General features: G+C 72.3%; 21 protein-coding genes. 9 read left to right on the top strand and 12 right to left on the bottom strand.

Going from position 1 to position 23,755, the window contains the following annotated elements:
• Positions 1-107 precede the first annotated feature (107 nt).
• From xylA to BLT99_RS09990, 4 genes are all read left to right on the top strand, one after another.
• Positions 108-1,298, top strand: a complete 1,191-nt coding sequence (gene xylA / locus BLT99_RS09975; RefSeq protein ID WP_092671721.1) for a xylose isomerase — start codon at positions 108-110, stop codon at positions 1,296-1,298.
• Between the two features lie 20 nt (positions 1,299-1,318).
• A complete protein-coding gene (gene xylB, locus BLT99_RS09980) occupies positions 1,319-2,812 on the top strand; it encodes a xylulokinase (protein WP_092671724.1) in 1,494 nt (497 codons plus the stop codon).
• Positions 2,809-4,056 carry an endo-1,4-beta-xylanase gene (locus tag BLT99_RS09985; RefSeq protein WP_092671727.1) on the top strand — a complete coding sequence of 416 codons (1,248 nt, stop codon included), beginning with the start codon at positions 2,809-2,811 and terminating at the stop codon, positions 4,054-4,056. The genes xylB and BLT99_RS09985 overlap by 4 nt, the downstream gene beginning before the upstream one ends.
• A gap of 96 nt (positions 4,057-4,152) precedes the next feature.
• Entirely contained in the window at positions 4,153-4,437 is a 285-nt protein-coding gene (locus BLT99_RS09990; protein ID WP_092671730.1) for a hypothetical protein, read from the top strand.
• A 24-nt stretch (positions 4,438-4,461) separates the two neighbouring features.
• On the opposite strand, the gene BLT99_RS09995 is transcribed toward BLT99_RS09990, so the two are convergent.
• The 5 genes from BLT99_RS09995 to BLT99_RS10015 all read right to left on the bottom strand — a co-directional run bounded on the left by BLT99_RS09995 (position 4,462) and on the right by BLT99_RS10015 (position 8,704).
• On the bottom strand, positions 4,462-5,553 hold the full coding sequence (locus tag BLT99_RS09995; protein WP_092671733.1) for a glycerate kinase: 1,092 nt from the start codon (positions 5,551-5,553) through the stop codon (positions 4,462-4,464).
• Positions 5,550-6,308 carry a ThuA domain-containing protein gene (locus tag BLT99_RS10000; RefSeq protein WP_092671737.1) on the bottom strand — a complete coding sequence of 253 codons (759 nt, stop codon included), beginning with the start codon at positions 6,306-6,308 and terminating at the stop codon, positions 5,550-5,552. The genes BLT99_RS09995 and BLT99_RS10000 overlap by 4 nt, the downstream gene beginning before the upstream one ends.
• 137 nt (positions 6,309-6,445) lie before the next feature.
• Positions 6,446-7,579, bottom strand: a complete 1,134-nt coding sequence (locus BLT99_RS10005) for a Gfo/Idh/MocA family protein (RefSeq protein ID WP_092671740.1) — start codon at positions 7,577-7,579, stop codon at positions 6,446-6,448.
• A 94-nt stretch (positions 7,580-7,673) separates the two neighbouring features.
• On the bottom strand, positions 7,674-8,339 hold the full coding sequence (locus tag BLT99_RS10010; protein ID WP_133988472.1) for a nucleoside/nucleotide kinase family protein: 666 nt from the start codon (positions 8,337-8,339) through the stop codon (positions 7,674-7,676).
• Positions 8,336-8,704, bottom strand: coding sequence for a hypothetical protein (locus BLT99_RS10015; RefSeq protein ID WP_092671743.1), 369 nt, complete (start codon positions 8,702-8,704; stop codon positions 8,336-8,338). Before BLT99_RS10015 ends, BLT99_RS10010 begins: the two co-directional genes overlap by 4 nt.
• A 108-nt stretch (positions 8,705-8,812) precedes the next feature.
• Between BLT99_RS10015 and BLT99_RS10020 the strand changes: the two genes are divergently transcribed.
• The 3 genes from BLT99_RS10020 to BLT99_RS10030 all read left to right on the top strand — a co-directional run bounded on the left by BLT99_RS10020 (position 8,813) and on the right by BLT99_RS10030 (position 12,285).
• Complete coding sequence (locus tag BLT99_RS10020) at positions 8,813-9,481, top strand: hypothetical protein (RefSeq protein WP_092671746.1); 669 nt, start codon at positions 8,813-8,815, stop codon at positions 9,479-9,481.
• A 140-nt stretch (positions 9,482-9,621) separates the two neighbouring features.
• Positions 9,622-11,115: an aldehyde dehydrogenase (NADP(+)) gene (locus BLT99_RS10025; RefSeq protein WP_092671749.1), complete on the top strand. Its 1,494-nt coding sequence runs from the start codon at positions 9,622-9,624 to the stop codon at positions 11,113-11,115.
• Positions 11,116-12,285 carry an MFS transporter gene (locus BLT99_RS10030; protein ID WP_092671752.1) on the top strand — a complete coding sequence of 390 codons (1,170 nt, stop codon included), beginning with the start codon at positions 11,116-11,118 and terminating at the stop codon, positions 12,283-12,285.
• A gap of 38 nt (positions 12,286-12,323) precedes the next feature.
• Here BLT99_RS10030 and BLT99_RS18035 read toward each other — a convergent pair whose 3' ends face one another.
• The 3 genes from BLT99_RS18035 to BLT99_RS10045 form a co-directional block, all read right to left on the bottom strand.
• Positions 12,324-13,412, bottom strand: a complete 1,089-nt coding sequence (locus tag BLT99_RS18035) for a DUF2510 domain-containing protein (protein ID WP_229724319.1) — start codon at positions 13,410-13,412, stop codon at positions 12,324-12,326.
• 168 nt (positions 13,413-13,580) lie between these two features.
• Positions 13,581-15,737, bottom strand: a complete 2,157-nt coding sequence (locus BLT99_RS10040) for a M1 family aminopeptidase (protein ID WP_133988470.1) — start codon at positions 15,735-15,737, stop codon at positions 13,581-13,583.
• Positions 15,738-15,872: 135 nt separating this feature from the next.
• Positions 15,873-17,210: a DUF1254 domain-containing protein gene (locus BLT99_RS10045; RefSeq protein ID WP_092671758.1), complete on the bottom strand. Its 1,338-nt coding sequence runs from the start codon at positions 17,208-17,210 to the stop codon at positions 15,873-15,875.
• A gap of 158 nt (positions 17,211-17,368) precedes the next feature.
• Here BLT99_RS10045 and BLT99_RS10050 point away from each other — a divergent pair, with 158 nt between their 5' ends.
• On the top strand, positions 17,369-18,772 hold the full coding sequence (locus BLT99_RS10050; protein WP_092671761.1) for a GNAT family N-acetyltransferase: 1,404 nt from the start codon (positions 17,369-17,371) through the stop codon (positions 18,770-18,772).
• Positions 18,773-18,799: 27 nt separating this feature from the next.
• Here the strand turns inward: BLT99_RS10050 and BLT99_RS10055 are convergent, their stop codons facing one another.
• The 4 genes from BLT99_RS10055 to BLT99_RS10070 form a co-directional block, all read right to left on the bottom strand.
• Complete coding sequence (locus BLT99_RS10055) at positions 18,800-19,933, bottom strand: AI-2E family transporter (RefSeq protein ID WP_092671764.1); 1,134 nt, start codon at positions 19,931-19,933, stop codon at positions 18,800-18,802.
• A 93-nt stretch (positions 19,934-20,026) separates the two neighbouring features.
• Positions 20,027-21,400 (bottom strand): serine/threonine-protein kinase, encoded by a 1,374-nt coding sequence (locus tag BLT99_RS10060; protein WP_157674973.1) that lies wholly within the window; start codon positions 21,398-21,400, stop codon positions 20,027-20,029.
• 156 nt (positions 21,401-21,556) lie between these two features.
• Complete coding sequence (locus BLT99_RS10065) at positions 21,557-22,111, bottom strand: MarR family winged helix-turn-helix transcriptional regulator (RefSeq protein ID WP_092671770.1); 555 nt, start codon at positions 22,109-22,111, stop codon at positions 21,557-21,559.
• A gap of 64 nt (positions 22,112-22,175) precedes the next feature.
• Positions 22,176-22,886, bottom strand: a complete 711-nt coding sequence (locus BLT99_RS10070) for an NUDIX hydrolase (protein WP_092671773.1) — start codon at positions 22,884-22,886, stop codon at positions 22,176-22,178.
• 34 nt (positions 22,887-22,920) lie between these two features.
• Between BLT99_RS10070 and BLT99_RS10075 the strand changes: the two genes are divergently transcribed.
• Positions 22,921-23,730, top strand: a complete 810-nt coding sequence (locus BLT99_RS10075) for an MBL fold metallo-hydrolase (protein ID WP_229724320.1) — start codon at positions 22,921-22,923, stop codon at positions 23,728-23,730.
• Positions 23,731-23,755: the final 25 nt, after the last annotated feature.

Raw genomic sequence — 23,755 nt, forward strand, 5'->3', positions numbered from 1 at the left:
AGTTTGTCGAGATTGAGAACAAATGGCCGGGCTCGACTTGCGCGGACCGCGCCATCCGGTTATGTTTTGTACGCCAACAAATCACCGACGACGCTGAGAGGCGGATCATGGCCAGCGCCCCGACCCGTGACGACAAGTTCTCCTTCGGTCTCTGGACCGTGGGCTACAACGGCACCGACCCGTTCGGCGGTCCGACGCGCAACGCGCTCGACGTCGTGCACGTGGTCGAGAAGCTCGACGAGCTCGGCGCCTACGGCCTCACCTTCCACGACGACGACCTGTTCGCGTTCGGCTCCTCCGACGCCGAGCGCCAGACGCAGATCGACCGCCTCAAAGGCGCGCTCGAGGCCACGGGCATCATCGTGCCGATGGTCACGACCAACCTGTTCAGCGCCCCGGTGTTCAAGGACGGCGGATTCACCTCGAATGACCGCCAGGTGCGGCGCTTCGCGCTCCGCAAGGTGCTGCGCAACATCGACCTCGCCGCCGAGCTCGGCGCGAAGACGTTCGTCATGTGGGGCGGCCGCGAAGGCGCCGAGTACGACGCCGCGAAGGACATCCGCGCGGCGCTCGAGCGCTACCGCGAGGCCGTGAACCTGCTGGGCGACTACGTGACCGACAAGGGCTACGACCTCAAGTTCGCGATCGAGCCGAAGCCGAACGAGCCCCGCGGCGACATCCTGCTGCCCACGGTGGGCCACGCCCTCGCCTTCATCGACTCGCTCGAGCGCCCCGAGCTCGTGGGCCTCAACCCCGAGGTCGGCCACGAGCAGATGGCGGGCCTCAACTTCGCCGCCGGCATCGCCCAGGCGCTCTACCACGGCAAGCTCTTCCACATCGACCTCAACGGCCAGCGCGGCATCAAGTACGACCAGGACCTCGTGTTCGGCCACGGCGACCTGCACAACGCGTTCGCGCTCGTCGACCTGCTCGAGAACGGCGGGCCGAACGGCGGACCGGCGTACGAGGGCCCGCGCCACTTCGACTACAAGCCGAGTCGCACCGAGGACGAGACCGGCGTCTGGGAGTCGGCCGCCGCGAACATGCGCACCTACCTGCTGCTCAAGGAGCGCGCGGCCGCGTTCCGCGCCGACCCCGAGGTGCAGCAGGCGCTCGAGGCCGCCAAGGTGCTCGAGCTCGCGCAGCCGACCCTCGGCGACGGCGAGTCGTACGGCGACCTGCTCGCCGACCGCTCGGCGTTCGAGGACTTCGACGCCTCGGCCTACCTCGGCGGCAAGGGCTTCGGCTTCGTGCGCCTGCAGCAGCTGGCGACCGAGCACGTGCTCGGCGCCCGCTGAGGCGGCGTCCGGAGGAACTCATGGCACTGGTCGCCGGTGTCGACTCGTCGACGCAGTCCTGCAAGGTCGTGATCCGGGATGCCGCGACCGGCGCGCTCGTGCGCTCCGGTCGGGCACCGCATCCCGACGGCACCGAGGTCGACCCCGCCGCGTGGTGGGGCGCCCTGCTCAGCGCGCTCACCGATGCCGGCGGACTCGACGGCGTCGAGGCCATCTCGATCGGCGGGCAGCAGCACGGCATGGTCGCGCTCGACGCCGAGGGTCGCGTCATCCGCGACGCGTTGCTCTGGAACGACACGCGATCGGCGCAGGCCGCCCGCGACCTGATCGACGAGGTCGGCGCCGACGAGTACGCACGCCGCACCGGCGTCGTCCCGGTCGCCTCCTTCACGGCGACGAAGCTGCGCTGGCTGCGCGACGCCGAGCCGGATGCCGCGGCGCGCGTCGCGGCGGTGGCGCTCCCCCATGACTGGCTGACCTGGCGCCTGCGCGGCTACGGCCCCGCGGGCGAGTCGCCGCTCGGACCCGAGCTCGACGAACTCACGACCGACCGGTCCGACGCGAGCGGCACCGCGTACTGGGGCGCCGAGGGCTACGACCGCGACCTCCTCGTGCGGGCGCTCGGGCACGACGCGATCCTCCCGCGCGTGCTCGGCCCCGGCGACGCGGCCGGGCGCACGCCCGACGGCATCGTCGTGGGCCCCGGCGCGGGCGACAACGCGGCGGCCGCGCTCGGGCTCGATGCGGCATCCGGCGACGTCGTCGTGTCGATCGGCACGAGCGGCACGGTGTTCGCGGTGACGGATGCCCCCGTCGCCGATGCCTCGGGCACGGTCGCGGGGTTCGCGGATGCCACGGGGCGCTTCCTACCGCTCATCGCCACCCTCAACGCGGCCCGCGTGCTCGACGCGACCGCGCGCCTGCTCGGCGTCGACCACGCCGAGCTGGGCCGGATCGCGCTCGACGGCGAGCCCGGGGCATCCGGGGCGGTGCTCGTGCCGTACTTCGAGGGCGAGCGCACGCCCAACCTGCCCGAGGCGACCGCGTCGTTCTCGGGCCTCACGCTCGCCAACACCACGCGACCCTCGATCGCGCGCGCCGCGATCGAGGGCATGCTCTGCGGACTCGCCGACGGGCTCGACGCCGTGCGCGGCCAGGGCGTCGAGGCGCAGCGCGTGCTGCTCATCGGCGGAGCCGCCCAGAACCCCGCCGTACGACGGGTCGCGGCACAGGTCTTCGACGTGCCCGTGACGGTGCCGGCTCCCGGCGAGTACGTGGCCGACGGCGCCGCGCGCCAGGCGGCGTGGGCGCTCACGGGCGAGCGGCCGACCTGGTCCGTCGAGATCGCCGACGAGGTCGCCGCCGACAAACGCGCCGTCATCCGCGAGCAGTACGCGGCCCAGGCGCGCCGGGTGGCCACGGTCTCCTCCGAGCCCAGCGTCGACGTGCCGGTTGCGCCGGGTCCCGTCGCCGACGACCCGGCGGAACCGGCATCTCGCGCAAGCGCCGGATGACCGCGGTCGTGGCCGCACCCGGCGGACCCGAGCACCGGTTCGGGACGACCACCCTGACGCTCACCGCGCCGGACGGCACGCCGCTCGCCGACACCGACGTCACCGTCGAGCAGACACGCCACGCCTTCACGTTCGGCAACATCGGCTTCGACCTGATCGACCTCGCGAACGGGCGCGGCCGTCCGGGCGACGACGAGCTCGGCGAACGCTACGTCGAGCTGTTCAACGCCGCGACGCTCCCGTTCTACTGGCGCGACTTCGAGCCCGAGCCGGGGCGTCCTCGCACCGAGGAGCTCCGTCGCGCCGCCGAGTGGTTCCGCGACCGCGGAATCGCCGTCAAGGGACATCCGCTCGCCTGGCACACGCTCGCCCCGCGGTGGCTGCTCGACCGACCCCTCGACGAGATCGAGGCCACCCTGCGCAACCGCATCCGACGCGACGTCACCGACTTCGCCGGCCTCATCGACACGTGGGACGCGATCAACGAGGTCGTGATCATGCCCGTGTTCGAGGCCGAGGACAATGCCATCACGCCGCTCGCTCGCGAGCGCGGCCGCATCCACGTCGTCCGCCTCGCGTTCGAGGAGGCGCGCGCCGCGAACCCCGGCGCCACGCTGCTGCTCAACGACTTCGACCTCTCGAGCGCATACGAGCGCCTGATCGAGGAGGTGCTCGACGCCGGGATCCGCCTTGACGCGATCGGGCTGCAGACGCACATGCACCAGGGCTTCCGCGGCGAGGACGCGCTCGTCGAGATCGCCGACCGCTTCGCGCGCTTCGGCCTGCCGCTGCACTTCACCGAGACGTCGCTCGTCTCGGGCGAGCTCATGCCCGCGTATATCGAAGACCTCAACGACTGGCAGGTCGACGAGTGGCCGTCCACTCCCGAGGGCGAAGCCCAGCAGGCCGACGAGCTCGAGCGCCATTACCGCGCGCTCGTCGGACACCCCGCCGTCGAGGCGATCACGTACTGGGGCATCACCGATCGCGGCGCGTGGTTGAACGCCCCGATCGGCCTGCTGCGCGCCGATGGCACGCCGAAGCCGTCGTTCGACGCCGTGCACGCGCTCGTGAAGGGCGAATGGTGGCTGGCGCCGACCACGGTGCGCACGGATGCCGCGGGGCGCGTGTCGGTGCGGGGCTTCGCCGGCGACTACGTGGTGCGCGAAGCCGGTACGGATGACGCGCCCAGGCCGTTCGCGATCGCGCGCGGCGTGGCCGACGCGGCATCCGTCGTTCTGTGAAGTCGCCCCCGCACCGCGGCCCGGCGCACCTTCGGGCTTAGCATGAGGGTGAGACGTCGTACGACGGCGCCCCGGACCACGAGCGAGGGAGCGAACATGTCAGACCGCACTCCGGCCGACGAGAACGCCGAGCCCGGCCAGCAGGCCACCGACAGCGACCGCGTCGAGGGCACGTATACCGAGGTCGACGGCGAAGCGGCCCCGACGCGCGGTGTCGCCGGCGAGTACACCCGCACCGACGGGGCTCCCGACGACGAGAACGTGGTTGGCGACTACGTGTCGACCGAGGAGCATCCGCACACGCACGATCCCAGCGAGCGCCACGGCAAGTACGTGCGCTCGGAGCCCCCGAAGCCGCACCCGGGCATGCACCACATCTGACCGAGCACTCCCCGCTGGTCGCGATCAGCCACGCGCGAGTTGTGCGCCGGCCGCTTCGAGCCACCGCAGCGGGTCGGTCATCGCGGACGCACCGTCGCCCGCGAGCGCGGTGAGTGACGCGGATGCCGCGAACTGCGAGGCATCCGCCTCGATGGCGCCCGCGACGAGCGCGACCGGCACGCCCGACGCGCCGGCGCGAGCGGCGACCTCGCTCGGCACCTTGCCGGCGGCCGACTGACCGTCGAAGCGGCCCTCGCCCGTCACGACGAGCGACGCGCCACGCAGCGCCTCGGACAGCCCGATCGCGTCGGCGACCGCACGCGAGCCGCCCGCCATCGTCGCGCCCCACGCGAGCAGTCCGAAGCCGGTGCCGCCGGCGGCACCCGCGCCGGCCGACTCGCAGAGCTCCTCGCCACCGGCCATGGCGCGCACGAGCCGCGCGAGGTTCTCATCCATCGCCTCGACGAGCTCGGGCGTCGCGCCCTTCTGCGGGCCGAAGATCGCGGCCGCGCCGAACGGGCCGACCAGCGGATTCGTCACGTCGGACAGGATGAGCGCGCCATCCGGTGGCAACGGCCGAAGCCGCGACAGGTCCAAGCGGGCGAGTGTCCCGACGCCGCGGTTGCCGGGCCGCACCGGGCGACCCTGCGCGTCGAGGAAGCTGCCGCCGAGCGCGACGAGCGCCCCGACGCCACCGTCGGTCGACGAGCTGCCCCCGAGCGCGAGGAGCAGTCGCGTGGCACCGGCATCCAGCGCGGCCGCGATCGCCTGACCGAAGCCGAGGGTGTGCGCGTCGAGCGGGCGGAGCGGGTCGAGCAGCGTGATGCCGCTGGTCATCGCGAGCTCGACCACGGCCGATCCGTCGGGCAGGCGGAGCCAGGCGGCATCCACGGGGCGGTCGTCGGGCCCCTGCACCGTGACCGGGATGCGCTCGGCGCCCGGCACCGATGTGGCGAACGCGTCGAGCGTGCCCTCGCCGCCGTCGGCCATCGGCTTCTCGATGAGCTCGTCGGCGGGCGCGACCGAGCGCCACCCGCGGGCGAGCGCCGCGGCGGCGTCGGCGGCGGTGGCGGTGCCCTTGAACGAGTCCGGCGCGAAGACGACGCGGCGCGTCATCCGGCCCGCCCGTCGGCCACGTCGCCCGCCCCGCCGCCCTCACCACCGTCGCCCGTGTCGCCGCCGAAGTCGCCCGCGGACGGCGCCGGCACCTGCGAGAGCCAGGCGAGCGCCTGCGAGATCAGCGCCCGATGCTCGGCCGAGTCGTACGAGCGCGTGTCGTGCCCGAGCGCGTCGTACACGAGCCGCGAACGCCCGAGCTCCCGACCCCACACGAGCGGGTGCCGGATGCCGCCCTCGACGTGCTCGGCGATGGGCTCGATCACCTCGTACTGGTGCAGGTCGGCGTACCGCTCGTCCTCCACGGTGAAGTCGTCGATCCCCTCGCGCACGGGGTGGTTCCCGACGAGGTGCACGAGGGCGTCTCCGAGCGGCGAATGCCACGACTCGTCGGGCTCCCACCGCGCGCCGAGCGCCCGGTCGAACGCGCCGTAGTCGCGCAGGCTGGATGCGGCCGCGTGCATCGCGAGGATGCCGATGCCGCGCTCGAGCGCCGCGTCGAGTGCCGCGGGGTCGACGAGGTCGTCGGCCCCGTCGTCGCCGCCGTCGGGGATGGGGCCGTCGGGATCGCCGGCGTTCACCACGAGCAGCGTCACGTCGTCGTCGAGGGTCGCGAGCGCGTCATCCACGTCTTCGCGCACCTCGACCTCGAACCCGGCGTTGCGCGCGAGCTCGGCGAGCCGCGCGCTCGTCTCGGGGTACGGATGCCACGGGTCGTCGTATCGCCCGGCTCCGCTCAGGATGATCGCGCGCATGGAACCTCCTCGGTCGGCGGCATCGTACGACGCTCAGTCGCTGAGCACCATGGCCCAGTCGTACGCCTCGAGCCGGACCTCCGCCATCCGGTTGCCCTCGCGCGGCGGGCCCGGATGCGCTCGCACGTCGGCATCGCTCATCGGCGCAGGTCGGTGATCGGACTCTCGAGACTGCGCAGGCGGTCGGCGTCGTCGCGGAGCGCCTCGGGCGTGACAGTACGCCCTGTGGCGGCCGAGGAGTAGATCGCGGTGACGATCTCGAACGAGCGCGCGGGATCCGTCGCCGTGGGCGGGAGCGGCCCACCCGCGACGAGCGCGCGGTAGATGTCACGCACGAGCGGTTCGTGACCGCTCGCCTCCTCGACCTCGGGCAGGGCCCAGCGCGCTGCCACGGACTCGTGCACGTGCGGGGCGGGCGTGATCCGCCAGTGCTCGTGCCCGTGTCCGTAGAGGTGGTCGACGGTGACGGTCGCGAGCTCGGTGTCGATGCGGATGGCGCTGATCTCGCGGGGTGAGAGCGCACTCGTGGTGACGGACGCGACCACGCCGTTCCGGAACTCGACCGTCGCCGTCGAGACGTCCTCGGTCTCGGTCTCGCGCGAGAGCCGCCAGAGCCGGCCGTGCACGCTGGCCCAGTCGCCGAGCAGCCATGCCAGGAGGTCGATCTGGTTGATGCCGAGGCTGAGCGTCGGGCCGCCGCCCTCTGCGGCCCAATCGCCTCGACCCGCCACCGCGAAGTACGCCGGATCGCGGTACCAGAGCGTCTCGCACGTCGCGACGAGCGGACGGCCGAGTGCGCCGGACTCGAGGAGCTCCCGCACGTGAGCCGCGGCGGTTCCGGTTCGTTGCTGGAACACGACGGCGAGCCTGCGGTCGCTTTTCGCCGCGGCCTCGGTCATGGCGTCGAGCTCGCCGAGCGAGCGAGCGACGGGCTTCTCGCAGATGACGTGCACGCCGGCGTCGAGGGCGGCGATCGCCTGCTCGGCGTGCACGCCGGGAGGGGTGCAGATGTGCAGCACGTCGGCGGCGCGGGTGGCGAGCAGCGCGTCGAGCGACGAGACGACCGCGGGGCCGGCCGGACCGCCCCACAGCTCGGCGAAGCGACCAGCCGCGTCGTCGTCGCGGTCGACCACCGCGACGAGCTCGGCATTCGGCGTCGCGGCGATCGCCTTCGCGTGCGCGTTGGCGATCGCGCCGGTGCCGATGATGGCGGCCCGCAGCGGGCCGGCCGTGTCGGAGGGCGAGTGGGCGGCGTGCCCGGCGGGGTCCATCGGATCTCCTTCTGGTCGTCGTCCGGCGCTGCCTCCATACTGCTCCTCAGGACCGACACGCGTCTCGCATTCCGGCCCGCGGCGCGTGGGGTGCTCAGTCGCGCCGATCCACCAGGCGAGGGCGCATGGGGTCGTCGTGGTCGACCACGATGGATGCCCTGCTCCGCGGGTCCTCTTCGTCGAGGTAGATCCGGCACGCGGCCATGTACCGGGACGCGTACGCGCGCGCCGCGACATCCGCGCCGCCGAGCTGCACGGCATCGCGCCGGATGCCTCGCCGCTCGGCTCGCTCGATGGCGGCATCCAGGTAGACGACCTCATCCCACAGCTCGCGGAGATCGCCGCGCTGGAGGAAGGTCGCGGCGAAGACGACGACGGCGTCCGCGGGTGCCGTCGCGAACTCGCGCACGATCTCGTCGGTCGCGAGGTCGTGCACCCGAACCGCGTACCGCCGCGAACCTTCGGGCCCGAGCGGCTCGAGGGCGAATTCGCGAAGCGCTCCGAAATCGTAGGCGTCCTCGTAGTACCCGCGCGCCGAGTCCCGACCCCGCCGATACCGGATGGCCCGCACGTGATGGAAGCCGTCGGAGTCGAGCAGGATCGCCGGCCGGCCGTGCGACCCGATGCGCGAGACGAGCTCCTCGGCGAACGTGCTCTTGCCCACCCCGCACACGCCGTCGATGCCGATGCGCAGCGGATGCCCGGCGTCCCGCTCGCTGAGCCGGCGCGCCACCTCGTCGAGGACCGCGGATCGCGTCATCGGGCGGTGCCGCGCATGATCGGTCGCAGGTGCGCGGGCGCTGGGAACTCGACCGTGAAGAAGACCTGCGGGGAACCGACCGCCTGGGCACCCCAGTCGTCCTGCTTGACGCGGATGCCTCGGGGCGATGCCTCGGTGATGCGGACGCGGATCCACTCCCCCGTGTCCAGTCGCAGCTCGTGCGGCTCACCGAGGTAGCCGATCCCGAGCGCGTCGAGGGTCTCCTCGGCGGCGAGCCAGTCGAGCGCGTCGGAGCGCGGCCGACCGAGCAGGTCGATGACGACGAACCCGCCTTCGGCCGGCTCCATCCAGCCGAGCAGTTCGCCGTCGGCACCGCGCCGGTGCTCGATCCAGTCGGGATGCATCCGGACAGCGTAGCGGCGCCGGTCGAGGCATCCGGCACCGGATTGCGAACACCGACCGAAGGACCATCGACCCGACCGCGCGGTGCCCGCCGTCGCCAGACTCGGCGCATGCCCTCCGCCCGCAACGTCGCGTTGGCCGTGGTCGTTCCGCTCACCGCGGGAATCGCGGCACTCCAGTGGCTCGGCCGCACCTCGGGCTCGACGGCGACCGAGCGACGCGCGCGACTTCCCGGTGACGAGGTCGTCGACGATCCGCAGATCGTCGCGACGCATGCGGCGACCCTGCCGGCGGCGCCCGAGCGCATCTGGCCGTGGCTGGTCCAGGTCGGATGGCACCGGGGCGGCTGGTACACGCCGCGCTGGGTCGACGCGCTGCTGTTCCCCGACAACTGGCCGAGTGCCAGCCGGATCCACGCGGAATTCCAAGAGCTCGCGGTGGGGGACGTGATTCCCGACGGAACGCCCGAGACGATGTGCGGGTTCACCGTGCGCGAGGTGGAGGCCGCCGACCACCTGCTCCTCGAGTCGACGACGCACCTGCCGCTGTCGTGGCGTCAACGCGACCTGGCGCGCCTGCACTGGACGTGGAGCTTCCGGCTGACGCCGGTCGACGGTGGGCGCGCGACGCGGCTCGTGTTCCGGTGGCGCGCCCGCACCGCGCCGTGGTGGTTGACGCTCGGTGCGCACCTGTTCATCGTGCCGGCGGACTTCGTGATGTCGCGCGGCATGCTGCGCGGGCTGCGCCGCCGTGTGGGTCGGCCGTCCGACGTCCCCTGACCGCACCGAGCATTCGCCGAGGCGGCACCGGTCGTGGTCGCGGGCGCCACGGTGTCCACCTCCGCACGGCCCGGTCTCGGCATACGCTTTTCACGCGAGCAGTCGGATGGCGCGCCATCCGATCGACCCACGGAGGAACCATGACCGACACCGCCATCGCGACCACGACCGCCCCCGCCGAGCTCGATGCGGCCGCCGCCGCGGCGCGCCGGGCGTTCGCGGTCACACTCGCCTCGACCGCCGCCGAACGCGCGTCCTGGCTGCGTGCCGCGGCCGACGCCCTCGACGCCGCGCGCGACGAACTGGTCGCCCTCGCCGACGAGGAGACGCACCTCGGCGCGCCACGCCTCACGGGCGAGGTCGCCCGGACCACCGCCCAGCTGCGCCTCTTCGCCGACGCCGTGCTCGAGGGCTCCTACCTCGAGGCGACCATCGACCACCCCGACCCGGCGGCGATCCCGCCGCGCCCCGACCTGCGCCGGATGCTGCGTCCGCTCGGCCCGGTCGGGGTGTTCGGCGCATCGAACTTCCCGTTCGCGTTCTCGGTCGCCGGCGGCGACACGGCGTCGGCGCTCGCGGCCGGATGCCCCGTCATCGTCAAGGGCCACCCCGCGCACGCCCGACTGTCGCGCCGAACCGCCGAGATCGTCGCCGCGGCCCTCGTCGCCGCGGGCGCACCCGAAGGCGTCTTCGGCCATGTCGAGGGCCACGAGACCGGCATCGCGCTCGTCCAGCATCCCGAGATCCGTGCGGTCGGATTCACCGGATCGCTGCACGGCGGGCGCGCGCTCTTCGACCTGGCGCAGCAGCGCCCCGACCCCATCCCGTTCTACGGGGAGCTCAGCGCGGTGAATCCCGTCCTCATCACCGCAGCCGCCCTCGAGGCGCGAGCCGACGAACTCGCGGCCGGCCTCGCCGGGTCGTTCACCCTCGGCGCCGGGCAGTTCTGCACCAACCCGGGAGTCGTGTTCGTACCGGCCGGCTCGGGGTTCGCCGAGCAGGTCGGTGCCGCGGTGGCCGCGACATCCGCCGGCCCGGTACCCATGCTCACGGACGGGATCGCCGCGGCCTTCGCCGACGGGATCGCGCGGCTCGCCGGCCACGCCGACGTCGAGGTCATCGCGGGCGACCCGGCGCAGCAGCCCGGCTCCGGTGCCCCGGTCGTGCTGCGCACCACGACCGCCGCGGTGCTCGCCGACCCCGGCACCCTCTTCCACGAGTGCTTCGGTCCGTCGACCCTGGTGGTCGAGTACGCGGATGTCGCGGACGCGCTCGCGGCCATCCGCGCCGTCGGCGGCAGCCTCACGGCCACCGTGCACGCGCAGCCGGGCGAGGACGTCGCGCCGATCGTCGAGGTGCTCGCCGAGGTCGCGGGGCGCGTGCTGTTCGCGGGCTGGCCCACGGGCGTCGCCGTGAGCTGGGCCCAGCAGCACGGCGGGCCATGGCCGTCGACGACGACGATCCACACGTCGGTCGGCGTCACCGCGATGCGTCGGTTCCTGCGGCCGATCGCATTCCAGGACGCTCCGGATGCCGCATTGCCGCCGGAACTGCGCGACGAGAACGTGCTCGGCATCCCGCGGCGCGTGAACGGCGTGCTGGTTCTGCCGGGGCAACCCGAACCGGTCGCCTGAGTGGGGGTCGGCTCCTACCTCACCGCCGCGACCCCGCCGCGCCTCGCCGTCGGCGGCATCACGGTCGCGCTGCCCGTCCTCGCGGTCGAGCAGCTGGGGGATGTCGCGGTCGGCGGCCTCCTCGCCGCGGCCGCGCTCGGCCCGAGCATCGTCGCGGCCCCGATCGCCGGCGCCCTGCTCGACCGCAGCCGTCGGCCGGGCGCGCTCGTGGCCGGCGCTGGAGCGGCCACGGCCGTCGCGTTCACGATCGCCGCATTCCTCGGGCCGGTCCCCGTGTGGGTCGTCGCGCTCGCACTCGTGCTCGCGGGAGCGACCACGCCGTTCGTGTTCGGCGGCTTGTCCAGCTTCGTCACCGAGAAGATCCCCGACGAACGCCGGGCGTACGCGATGGACGCGCTCGCCTACAACCTCGGCGCCGTGATCGGCCCGGCCGCCGTCGCGGCCGCCACTGCGCTGGGCTCGGCCCGCGCTGCGACGCTGCTCATGGCCGCATTCGCGCTGCTCGGCGCCCTGGCCACGGTGCCGCTGCGACTGAGGCCGCTCGCAGGTCGTCACGAATCGGCGTCGTTCCTCGGCACGATCGCGGCCGGCTTCCGCCACATCGCCACGCATCGCCCGCTCGCGGTCATCACCGCGAGCGGCACGCTCAGCCAATTCGGTGCGGGCGGCCTGACGATCGCGGCCGTCGCGCTCTCGATCTCGCGGACGGGCGAAGCGGGTCAGGGTCCGGTGATCGTGACCGCGTTCGCGATCGGCGGGCTGCTCGGCGCGCTGTGGAACTCGCGGCACCAGTCGCGTCGGGCGCCCGAGTGGGTCATGGGCGCGGGCTTCGCCGCGACGGGCGTCTTCACCGTGCTCGCCGTGCTCGACCTCGGGTCGTGGTGGACCGTCGCGGCGATCGGCGCGTCCGGGCTGTTCACGGCGTCGAGTTCGGCGGCGATGCTGCTCATCCGCAAGCAGCAGAGCCCCCCGGCGCTCCGCTCGCAGGTCTTCACGGTCGGCGCGGGCCTCCGCGCGGCGGCGGCCGCCGCCGGAGCCGCGATCGCCGGCTTCGCGGCCGGCGTCGGCGCCGAGGCGCTCATCGTGGCGATCGGCGCCGTCTGGATCGCGTCGGGCGCGATGCTGCTCGGGTACCCGCGAGGTGCGCCGGCGATCGACGGCGAGCGCTGACGACTCGCTCGCCGGGTGATCCGGCCCGCGTCATCGGCTCACTGCGACACGTTCGTGAAAGTCGCCGCCTCGTACACGAACGACGGTGAGGTGCTCATCGTCAGCGAGTCGGGATCGGCGACGGACCAGGCCTCCTGCCACGTGATCGACTCACCCGGCTGGATGGGAGTCGTCGGCGGGATGCCGACCTGGCCGCCCTCGGCGCCCACGTCGATGATCCGCGTCGCCTCGGTGCCGCCCGACGAGAGCGTCGACACGACGATCGGCTGCACGTTCTCGGTCGAGTCGTTGACGATCGTCAGCGTGAACACGAGGTCCTCGGCCTGGTCGGAGCCGGCCGAGAGGTCGGACGCGCTGAACGGCTCGGGCTCCGACACCGTCATGGTGACGCCGTCGCTCCACTCCATCGTCTCGCCGAACGCGAGCCCGTTCGCGGTCGCCTCGTCGTCGTCGCCCGGATCGGGCGACTCGTTGGGCACCGGCGTGCCGAGCTCGTCCTCGATGGTCTCGCGGATCTCATCCTGGATGACACCGGAGTCGACGAGCTGCCCGAAGATGCCCCACGCGACCACGGCGGCCACGATGGCGCCGGCGATCGCGCCTACGACCGAGACGATCAGTGCGGTGATCGCGGGCCACTTGCGGCCCTTCAGGAACAGGCCCACGATCGAGAGCACGAACGCGATCGGCAGGAGGATCCATCCGACGACCTGCACGAACGGGATGCACGCGAACACGAAGCCCACGACGGCGATCACGAGCGCGATGATCCCGACCACGTTGGCGCCGGTCGACTCGCCCCCGGGCCCGCCCGCAGGTCGGGTCGTCGTGGTCGTCGTGGTGGTGCCGTACGGCGCGATCGCGTACGGATCGGTGCCCGCCGCTCGCGTGCCGTACGGATCGGTGCCGAACTGCTGCGTCGCGTACTGGTCGGCGGGCGGGACCGCGCCGTACGGCGCAGTGGCGGTCAGGTCGGCCGGGCTCGGCGGATAGGCGGCGGTCGCGGCCTGGTCGGCGGCGGGCGCGAGCGGGGCGGTGTGCTCCGTCCATTGCGTCCCGTCCCAGTAGCGCAGCGCGCCGCGGCCGTCGTCGTACCAGCCGGCGGGAGGGTTCACTGGATCGGTCATGCCGGCGATGCTGCCACCAGGGCGGCGCGGCCGTGGGGCACAAAGGCCTCTCGACGGCCGACCACCCGCGCCCGTGCGCACCGCGGTCGTACTGGGCGAGGCGACGCCGGGCCGGAGCTGATCCGCCCCGGCGTGCGATCGCCGCGCGACCGAACCGTCATCGGCCCGTCAGTGCTTGGCCCCCCGGTGGTCATCCGGAGCTGTGAACGTGGACGGCGCCCGGAAGAGCTCGAGGCTCGAGGCATCCGTCGATGCCGACGTCGACTCGAGCAGTGCATCGATGTCGGGCTTCTCCGGCGTGAACAGCCACGTCTGGAACAGCTCGTCGAGCTCGGCATCCGGAACCGCGGAGACGTCCTTGGTCAGCGCGATGAACTCGTCGGTGGTGACGTGCCCGCCGGCCTGCGAGGCCACCCACTGCCGGAGGATCTCGACGAAGTCTTCGTCGCCGACCGTGAGCCGAAGCGCCTGCAGCGTCATCGCCCCGCGGAAGTAGACGGCGAAGTCGAACAGGAGATCGGGTCCGGGATCGCCGATGACGACACCCCAGATCGGGTCCTTCGCCGGGAAGATGCTGTCGTAGAAGTCGAAGATCTGCTGCGTGGTCCCGAGACCCTCGGCGTCACTCCACAGCCATTCGGCGTAGGTCGCGAATCCCTCGTTCAGCCAGATGTGCTGCCACTGCTCCACCGCGAGGTGATCGCCGACCCACTGGTGCGCGATCTCGTGCACGAAGACGGCGTCTCCGCTGAACGTGTCGGTGAAGAAGTACCGCGAGTACACCGGGCGCGTCTGGGTCTCGAGTGCGAATCCCAGCTCGTTCAGGTCGTCGACGACCCCACCGGCGGATGAGAACGGGTAGGGCCCGAACGTGTCCGCCAGGAACGCGATGATCTCGGGCTGGCGGTCCATCGAGGACTGGGCGATCGCACCCAGCGGAGTCGGGGCATCCGCCGCGGTGGCGACGATCCAGTCGTTGGCATTCGGCGCGCTGCCGGCCGGAGAGCCCGGCACGGTCCAGCCGTCCATCACGTCGCCGTCGGCCTCGAACGAGGTCGAGCCCTCGCCGGTCGACACGACGATGTCGTCGACGACGACGCCGTTGAACTGGAACAGGTCGTCGCTCGCGTAGCTGATCGAGACCTCGACGTCGGTGCCGGCGTAGTCGGAGAGGTCGACGGCCCACTGCTCGTACCCGTTGCTCGCGCCGCTCACGCCCCACCATTCACCCGTCGAACCGGATGGCGCGCATCCACCGGGCGCCTGCGACTGGTAGTGCCGAAGGAACGGGTGCAGGCCGAACCAGTACGGACACACGGATCCGGTGCCCTGGCTGGTGTGCCCGTTGAGGTCGGGCAGCGTCGTCCAGTCGCCCTGACCAGCGGTCCGGGCCTCGACGAAGGCGAAGTCCCAGTTCAGCTCGGTCTCGCGGTTGATCCAGAACGACAGCTGCGCGCCATCCTGCGGCACGCTGATGGTCCGGCTCAGGCGCTTGTAGGTCGTGTCGGCGACCTGCGACCACGCATACTGCCCACCGGTCCGAGCCGCGAACGGCTCGACGAGGTCGGAGTCCAGGGCATCCCAGTACTGCAGCCCGCCGTCGCTGTAGGCGTCGAGCTCGTACTCGCCGATCGCCATCATGGCGAGGTAGGAGGCCATGGGCTCGACGGCGTCCCACGTCCACGTGGTGAGCCCCTTGCGGGTGCGCTCGGAGGCGAGCACGCCGTTCGAGATCGCCTCGAGGCCCTCCGGCACCGTGATCGCGATCGTGTAGGAGGCCTTGTCGATCGGATGGTCGTTGACCGGGAACCAGAGGTCGGCCACGTGCGGTTGGCCGAGCGCGAGCGCGCCGTCGTCGGTGTGGAAGAAACCGGAGCCGTCGGGCAGCGTCTTCGGCACGCCGTCGTACTGCACGACCGTCGTGAAGGCGGCGCCGTCGGCGATGCCGCGTCGCGGCGTGACGGTCAGCTCGTCTCCGGCGCGGCTCCACGTCGCGGGCCTGCCGTCGACCTTGATCGAGCGCACGGACAGTCCGTCGAGGTCGAGGTTGAAGCTCGACAGGCCCTGCGTCGCGAGCGCCGAGATCGTGGCCGTGCCGGTCAGCACGTCGGTCCGCGGGTCGTATGCCACCTCCAGGCCGTAGTGGTCGACGTCGTACCCGCCGTTGCCGTCGAGCGGGAAGTACGGATCGCCGACACCCGGGGCGCCGGGCGTGAACACCTCCTCGGCCTGGGCCGTTCCGGGAGCGACCGCCAACGCGGCGGCGGCGATCACTGCGAGCACGGCATTCCGGCCCGCACGGGACGAGGCAGGTGAGACGGCCATGGCTTCCTCCGATTCCTCACGCACGACCATGTGCATTCGAACGGGTGATGTGCCTCTGGGGACGCCCCTCCATGGTCCCGCAGGTCGCGGCCGCTGACAATGCGCGAGTGTGCCGCGCACAGTCCCGATCCGCGGTCAGTCGAGGCGCGTGATGGCGGGCAGCCGGTACGTGCCGTCGAGCACCGACGCCTGCGGTTGGTAGATGCGCACCATGGGCCGGAACTCGCCCAGGGGCGTCGGCAGCCAGTTCGCCGCCGCATCCGCGTCGGACGGTCGCTGGTGCTGCATCCTGATCACGAGCGATCCGTCGGCTCCGCGCACGAGTCCGGGCGTGCGGTCGCCGATCGAGTACCGGTCGATGGGGTTCGCCACGAGCAGGAAGTCGGGCATCGAGTACATGGTGATCGACCAGAACGCGTCGGCCGGCGGCGGCTCCTCGAGTCGCAGCTCGTAGGCGTGCGCGCCGGTCAGCTGCCGGCCCTCGGCGTCGACGAACACCTCGCCGTACACCGCCTCGTATCCGTGGTTGCCCCAGAGGCCGTTGCGCGCCGATCGCGCCCGCGTCTCGTACGCCTGCTCGCGATCGGCGATGCGCCACTCCGGCGAGTCGATGGTGCCGACGCCGAAGTGGTCGAGGTTGTAGTCGAACGCGTGCACGAGCAGGTTCCACCCGTTCACGGCGCTCGACGCGTCGGGTCGCGACAGCTCCTCGATGCGGTTGCGTCCTTCGGCGGTGGCGTGCGCGAGGTGCTCGTCGAGCTCGCGCGAGACGATGCCGTACGGGTTGCCGCGATCCGCGAGCCCGTACGCGGCGAAGCGGTGCAGGTACTCGCGGTCGGCGGCGGCCGGTGGGAACGCCTGGCTCCACACGCGCAGCAGTTCCCACGGGCGAAGGTGCTCGGGCAGCCCGGCGGCATGGCCGTGCGGGATGCCGCGGAGCGGCCCGTTCCCGGGGAGCGACTCGAGCGCGAGGCCCGCCTCGATGGCCTGCACACGGGGCAGGTCGTCGTCCCCGTCGACCGCCAGCCGGCCCACGATGGCGGCCACGTCGGTCGGCGACTCGATGACGCGCACGCCGTCGGAGGCGCCCGCGCCCTCCCACCCCGGCGGCACGATGAGGAACTCCGCTTCACCCGTGCCGGTCGCCCGCCGACCGACGTAGGCGAAGTTGTTCGTCCACGCGTCAACGAACTGCAGGACGTAGTACGCCCCGTCGGTGTCGGGAACCCGGAGCCGGAGCGGGCCACCCGAGAGGTCCAGGAACGCGATCGCGTAGATCGTGTCGTTGTTGACGCTCACGAACGCGTCATCGGGCGTCGCGAGCCGCGGAGCGAACGCGAAGCGGTTCCATCCCGGCGGCGGAAGGGCGGCCCCCATGCCGTGCGCGGCGATCGCCTGGATCGACGAGAGGTTGTAGACGAGCGGATACCCGAAGACGTAGCCGTCGACGAGCAGGCGTTCGGTCCAGTCCATCGAGCACCCCCGGGAAACGGGCCCGCGCGGACCCTTCCGGTCAGGCTACTGCGATCACGCGGATCGCACGCGATGCAGTTCCGCGCATCCTGCCGGCCGCGAGTCGCTCGACCACATGGCGGTGCCCGCGAGTCGGCGCGGCATCGTAGGCTGGATCGATGTCGTTCGAACCCCGGTCCATCCCGATCGACCCCGACGCGAAGGCGGCCCTCGCCGCCAAGGGCCTCGACTACCGACTCGTCGACTCGAACGACCTCGAGGCACTCGACGGATGGATCGACGCCGACCACCGCGGCTTCCATCACGCGCGGCCCCGCGACCCGGGCCGCGAGTACGACCGCGCGGTCATGGCCGAGCGCCGCATCCACGGGGTGTACGACGACGACATCCCCGAGCCGCGCGTGCCCGTCGCCACGGTCTCGAGCTGGCCGGCGGGACTCAGCGTGCCCGGTGGCCGCAGCGTCGACGGCTGGGCCGTGAGCTCGGTGACCGTCTCGCCGACGCACCGTCGTCGCGGCATCGCGCGCGCCCTCATGGAGGCCGAACTCGCGACCGCGCGCCGCGCTGGCGCGGCCGTCGCGATGCTCACCGCGACCGAGGCGACCATCTACGGCCGCTTCGGCTACGCCCCCGCCGCCAAGGCCGCGACCGTCGAGGTCGACCGCCGCCGCGCGCACTGGATCGGGCCCGACGCGCCGGGGCGCGTCCACTTCGTCGAACCCGGGTCGCTTCGCGACCAGGCGCCCGCCATCTCGCGGCGCGCCGTCTCCCGCACGCCCGGTGAGATCGACCGGTGGCCGGGTGCGCTCGATCGGATGCTCGGACTCGTCGATCCCGACTCCGATGCCTCGCGTGGACTTCGCGCGCTGCGATACGACGATGAGCACGGCCAGCCGCAGGGCTTCGCGACGTTCCGGGTGACCCGCGAGCCGAACGAGCCCGGCTGGGTCGAGTTCGACGTGCTGGCCGCGGCGACCGATGACGCGGAGCGGGCGCTCTGGCGCGTGCTCGTCGAGCAGGACTTCGTGACGGGCGTGCGCGGGCTGCTGCGCTCGGTCGACGAGCCGCTCGAGTGGCTGCTCGAGGATCCGCGCGCGGTGACGACGCGCGACGCGGGCGACCACCTGTGGGTCCGCGTGGTCGACGCCGCGGCCGCGCTCGGGGCGCGGCGTTACGGTGCCGCCGGCGAGCTCGTGCTCGACATCGTGGATCCGCTCGGCTACGCGGCCGGTCGCTACACCCTGCTGGCCTCCGCCGACGGACGCGCGGTCGTGCACTCCCCGCGTGGCGAGGGCGAGACCGACGAGGCCCCCAAGCGCGAGCGGTCCCGCTCGCGCGGGGCCGACGCATCGACGGGCGGCGCACGTGCGGCATCGCGCGCGGCGGCACCGCGGTCGATGCGCCTGCACGTCCGCGATCTCGCGTCGATCTACCTCGGCGGCGTGCGTCCGTCGGTGCTCGCCCGCGCCGGCCGGATCGCCGAGGCGTCGCCCGGCGCCCTCGAGCTCGCCGATCGCATGTTCGCGTCGCCGCGCACGCCGCACCTCAGCATCTGGTTCTGACGCGACATCCGCTCGACCGGCCTCGAGTCACGCCGCGTCCTGGCGCGGGAAGATCACCTTCTCGACGATGATGATGAGCGATGCCGCGATCGGGATGGCGACGAGCGCGCCGAGCACGCCGCCGAGCGTGCCGCCCGCGACCGCCGCGATGACCACGAGCGCACCCGGCACCGAGACCGCGCGGCTCATGATGCGCGGGCTGAGGACGTACGCCTCGATCTGCATGTAGATGAGGTAGTAGATCCCGGCGGCGACGCCCGTGGCGGGCCCCGCGGTGAAGCTGATGAGCGTGATGATCACGGCGCCGGTCAGGGTTCCGATCAGGGGCACCAACGAGCCGAGGAACGCGATGAAGGCCAGCAGGATGGGCGCGGGCGCGCCGATGATGGTCAGGTAGATGAGGCTCAGCACGCCGTTGATCGAGGCGAGGCTCACCTGGCCGATCACGTAGCGGCCGACCGAGCCCGTGATCTCCTCGGACACTTCGACGAACCCGTTGCGCGAGGACGCGGGCACGAACCGCCCGGCGTAGCGCTTCATCGCGTCGAGCGACGCGAGGAAGTACAGGGTCAGGATCAGCACGATCGTCGCCCCCGTGAGTCCACCCGCGATGCCCGCGCCGACGGCCAGGATGCCGCCCGTCAGCGCTCCGATGTTCTTCGGGTCGCCGAGCCAGTCGCCGAGGAACCCGATGCTGTCCTCGATCCACGTGGTGCCGCCGGCGATCGAACTGATCCATGCGACGAGGTCGCTGTTCGCGGCATCCTCGACGATCTGGTCCCAATTCTCGACGATCGTGGTCACCTGCTCGACGACGAGCGGCACGATCGTCGCGATGAGCCCGACGAACAGGCCGATGACGAACAGGAAGACGAGCAGGATGGCGAGCCACCGCGCCATGCCGCGGCGCTGCAGCCAGCTCACGACCGGGTCGAGGCCGAGCGCGAGGAACAGGGCCAACGCGATGTACAGGATGACCGTGCTCAGCTGACCCACGATGCCGCCCAGGAACACCGCGAGCAGGACGCCGATCGCGCCGACGAACCCCATCCGGAACGCCCGGACCCTGACCTCGGGCGCGTTCGAGTTGGCCTCGGCGGTCACCTCGGCCTGGACGGGCGGCTCGGGCTGCCGGACCACGCCGGCGACGCGTCTCCACATGGCTGCGACGCTACGCGTGAGCCGCGCGACGGTCCGACCGGCGCGCCGCGCCGACGTCCAACACGTGCGGCATCACCATCGCCACCGGGCCGGTCACGCGGGCATACCGCCGGTCGTGAGCCAGACCACGACGGCGATGCCGACGGCCAGCGCGCCGAGCAGCACGCCGGCGCCGCCGACGAGCAGGCGCTGCTTCGAGGCATCCGCCCGATCGGCGACACGGGCCCAGGTCGGCACCCGGCCCTTGCGCACCTGCGTCTCGACGATCATCGATCGGATGATGTCGCGCATGGTGCTCGCAACGTCATGCGCGTTCGGGCGCACCGCCGGGTCGTCCGCCGTCATCGCGGCGAGCAGGGCCCGCCACTCGGGCGAGAGGTCCTCGGGGATCTCGGGCGACCGGTGGAGGCGCGCGAGCGCGGCCTCGATGGGAGTGCCCGAGTACTCGCGCTCGCCCTTCAACGCTTCGAGGAGCACCAGCCCGAGCGAGTAGATGTCGGTCGCCGCGGTGACGTCCTCACCGCGGGCCTGCTCGGGCGAGATGTACGCCGCCGTGCCCATGATCGTGCCGTGCCCGGTGAGGCGCGTGCCGTCGACGAACTGGGCGACGCCGAAGTCGGCGAGTCGCGTGATGAGCGTGTACCCGAAGGTCGGGGTCTCGCTGACGAGGATGTTCTCGGGCTTGATGTCGCGGTGGATGACACCGTGCCCGTGCACGTAGCTGAGCACGTCGGCGACCTGGGCGCCGACATCGGCGACCTGCCGCTGCTTGAGCGGCCCGTTGTGGATGCGGTGTGCGAGGGACAGTCCCTCGACGAGCTCCATGACGAGGTACCGGCGCTCGACGCCGGCGTGCATGAGCCGTCCGGCGTCGTAGACCGGAACGAGTCCCACGTGGGTGAGCCCGCTGAGCAGGTTGATCTCGCGCTCGCGGCGCTGGCGATCGGCCACCGTCTCGTCGGCGTCGCGGAACAGCTTCACGGCGACGTGCCGGCCGAGCTCGTTGTCGCGAGCGCGGTAGACATCGGCCATGCCGCCGGAGCCGATGTGCTCGAGGAACTCGTAGCGCGGCACCGGCTCGGCGTACTCGGACTCACCGGCGGTGCCCGGCGCACTCGTCGGAAGCGCCGCATCGGGCGAGACGGCGCCCGGGATCGACGGCATGGCGCCGGGGTCGGTGCGGACGCTGGGATCCGTGCGGACGCTCGGGTCGGTGCGAACGTCGCGGTGGGCGGGGAGGATGGGATCGGCGTGCAGGCCTGCCGCGTGCGCGCCGGCCGAGTTCTGGCCCGGAACCGCACTCGGCCCGGTGCGGTACGCGGCATCGGGTCGGAGGGTGGGGTCGGTGCTGACGCCGACGCCCGCGACGCCGGGCATGCCGGGCGGGTGGGGGCGCCCTTCGGGCGACGACTCGTGCATGCGGATGGCCTCTTCTCTCCGGTCGGGGGCGACCGGCTCCACGCGCACGATTGCTGGGGATCTTGCGTCGTTTCGCTAGTTTATCTAACTAGTAACCCCGGCGATCGCATCACACCATGCAGTCTTCCGAATCCGGATACGGCAAGGCAATTCACCCGCTGCCCGTTGACACGCGGACGCGAACGTGCAGCAGCAGTGCTCGGTTCAGGAGACACTGCGCGCGGAAGGGATCGGCGAGACCAGCACGTCGGCCTCCGCCGCGTGCGCGTCGACCTCGCTCACGCTGTCGACGGCACTGCGCATGCGCTCGAGGAAGTCGAGGACCGTGACGGCCTCCTCGGGCGCGAGCCCCTCGGCGACATCGATCATCCGCCGATGCATCTCGCCGAGCGTCGCGCGCACCTCGTCGTCGCTCGAGATGGTCGGTGCGATCACCAGCGCTCGGCGGTCGGTGGGATGCGGACGGCGCTCGACGTGGCCGCTGCGCACCAGGCGGTCGATGAGCACGGTCGTCGACGCCGACGAGATCCCGAGATGGGCGGAGAGGTCCTTCGGGCTCACCGAGCGACCTTCCGTCTCGCTCTTGAGCAGGAACCGGATCGCGAGGAGATCGGTCTCGCCCATGCGCATGGCCGAGCGCGTGCGTCGCCGCATCGCGGCCTCAGCGGCCCGATAGTCGCGCAGCGCATTGAGGACCGCGACTCCGCGACGGGTGCGATCGGCGGCGTACCAGTACCCCGAGGAGCGCTCGCCAGTCATCCCACCGATACTACATGACCTCGTTACTAGACGATCTAGTGAACCCGATCGGGAGCCCGGTGACTCAGAACGATCGGACGTAGGTCCATGGCAGGCGGTCCATGACGAGCCGATGCCTCGGGCCGACCGCGTCGGATGCCGCCTCGTCGGCCACCACGGCGTCGCGCTCCGCGGCGAACTCTTCATCCTCCTGCCAGTACAACCGGCTCCGGTCGCCGCTGAACCGCCCGACGAACGGGAGCACGCCCTGCTCGCGGAGCTGCCTGAGCACGGCATCGGAGGACGTCGCGTCGCGAAGGCCGTGCAGCGTGACCCACGTCGGCGGGAACAGCGTCATGCCGCCTGCGGCGTGGCGATCGAGCGCATCGGTCGGCCGCAACCATTCGGTCGCGACGAGCTCGGCCTCCGACGGCACCGGATCCGCCTCGGGTGCGCGGGTGGCGTAGAACCGCGTGCGCAGACGCTTGGGGACGCCCTCGGGCGGACTCCACACCGCGAATTCCACGAGAGCCTCGGGGTCGATCGACAGTCCGACCTCCTCGGCCGTCTCGCGAACCGCCGCGCGTCGTGCGGCCGCGCTCGAGTCGATCGCCTCGCCCGCGGCATCCTCGGCGTCGACGGCGCCGCCCGGGAAGACCCACGCACCGGCGAAGGACCCTCGGTCGGGCCGCAAGCCGAGGAGCACTTCCACTCCCCCGATCCCGTCGCGCAGCAGCACGACGGTCGCGGCCGACCCGACGGCGGGAACGGTGGCGGGGGCCTCGTCGCGATCCATCCCGTCAGCCTATGCCGGTCGATACACTGCCGAGGTGGCCGAGACCGCCGATGCCCCGCACCCGCCCGATGGCGTGACGCTGGTCCGCGCGCCGAACCCGGGCCCGATGACGCTGGACGGCACGAACTCGTGGGTCCTTCGCGCGCCCGGTGCCTCAGGCGCGATCGTCATCGACCCCGGACCTGCGAACGCCGCGCACCTCGAGCGACTCGCACGAGGCGGCGTCGAGCTGGTGCTCATCACCCACCGCCATCCCGACCACACCGAGGCCGTCGACGCGTTCGCGGCGCTCACGGGTGCGCCCGTACGGGCGATCGATGAGATGTGGTGCCGCGGCGGTGCGCCGCTCGTCGACGGCGAGCGCATCCGAGCGGGAGGAGTGGAGCTCGAGGTGCTCGCGACGCCCGGTCACACGTCCGACTCGGCGTGCTTCGCCCTGGTGGCGGCGGCAGATGACGCGCCCGGCGCCTCGGACACCGCGATTGCCGTGTTCACCGGCGACACCGTCCTCGGCCGCGGGACGACGATCATCGCCCACCCCGACGGCGCGCTCGGCCCCTACCTCGACTCGCTCGCGCGCCTGCGGGAGCTCGGCGCCGCGGGAGGCGTCGCCGTCCTCCCCGGCCACGGGCCCGTGCTCCCCGACCTCGCCGGCATCTGCGATGCCTACCTCGCGCACCGACAGGAACGCCTCGACCAGATCCGGGCTGCGCTCGCCCGGCTCGGCGCCGACGCCACCGCGGAAGCCGTGACCGATGTCGTGTACGCCGACGTCCACGGGTCCGTGCGGTTCGCCGCCGAGGCATCGGTGCGCGCGCAGCTCGAGTACCTCCGCCGAGGCTAGGCCGACGTGGGCGGATGGCGCGCGC

The organism is Agromyces flavus (genome assembly GCF_900104685.1).
In the GTDB taxonomy this organism is placed as follows: domain Bacteria; phylum Actinomycetota; class Actinomycetes; order Actinomycetales; family Microbacteriaceae; genus Agromyces; species Agromyces flavus.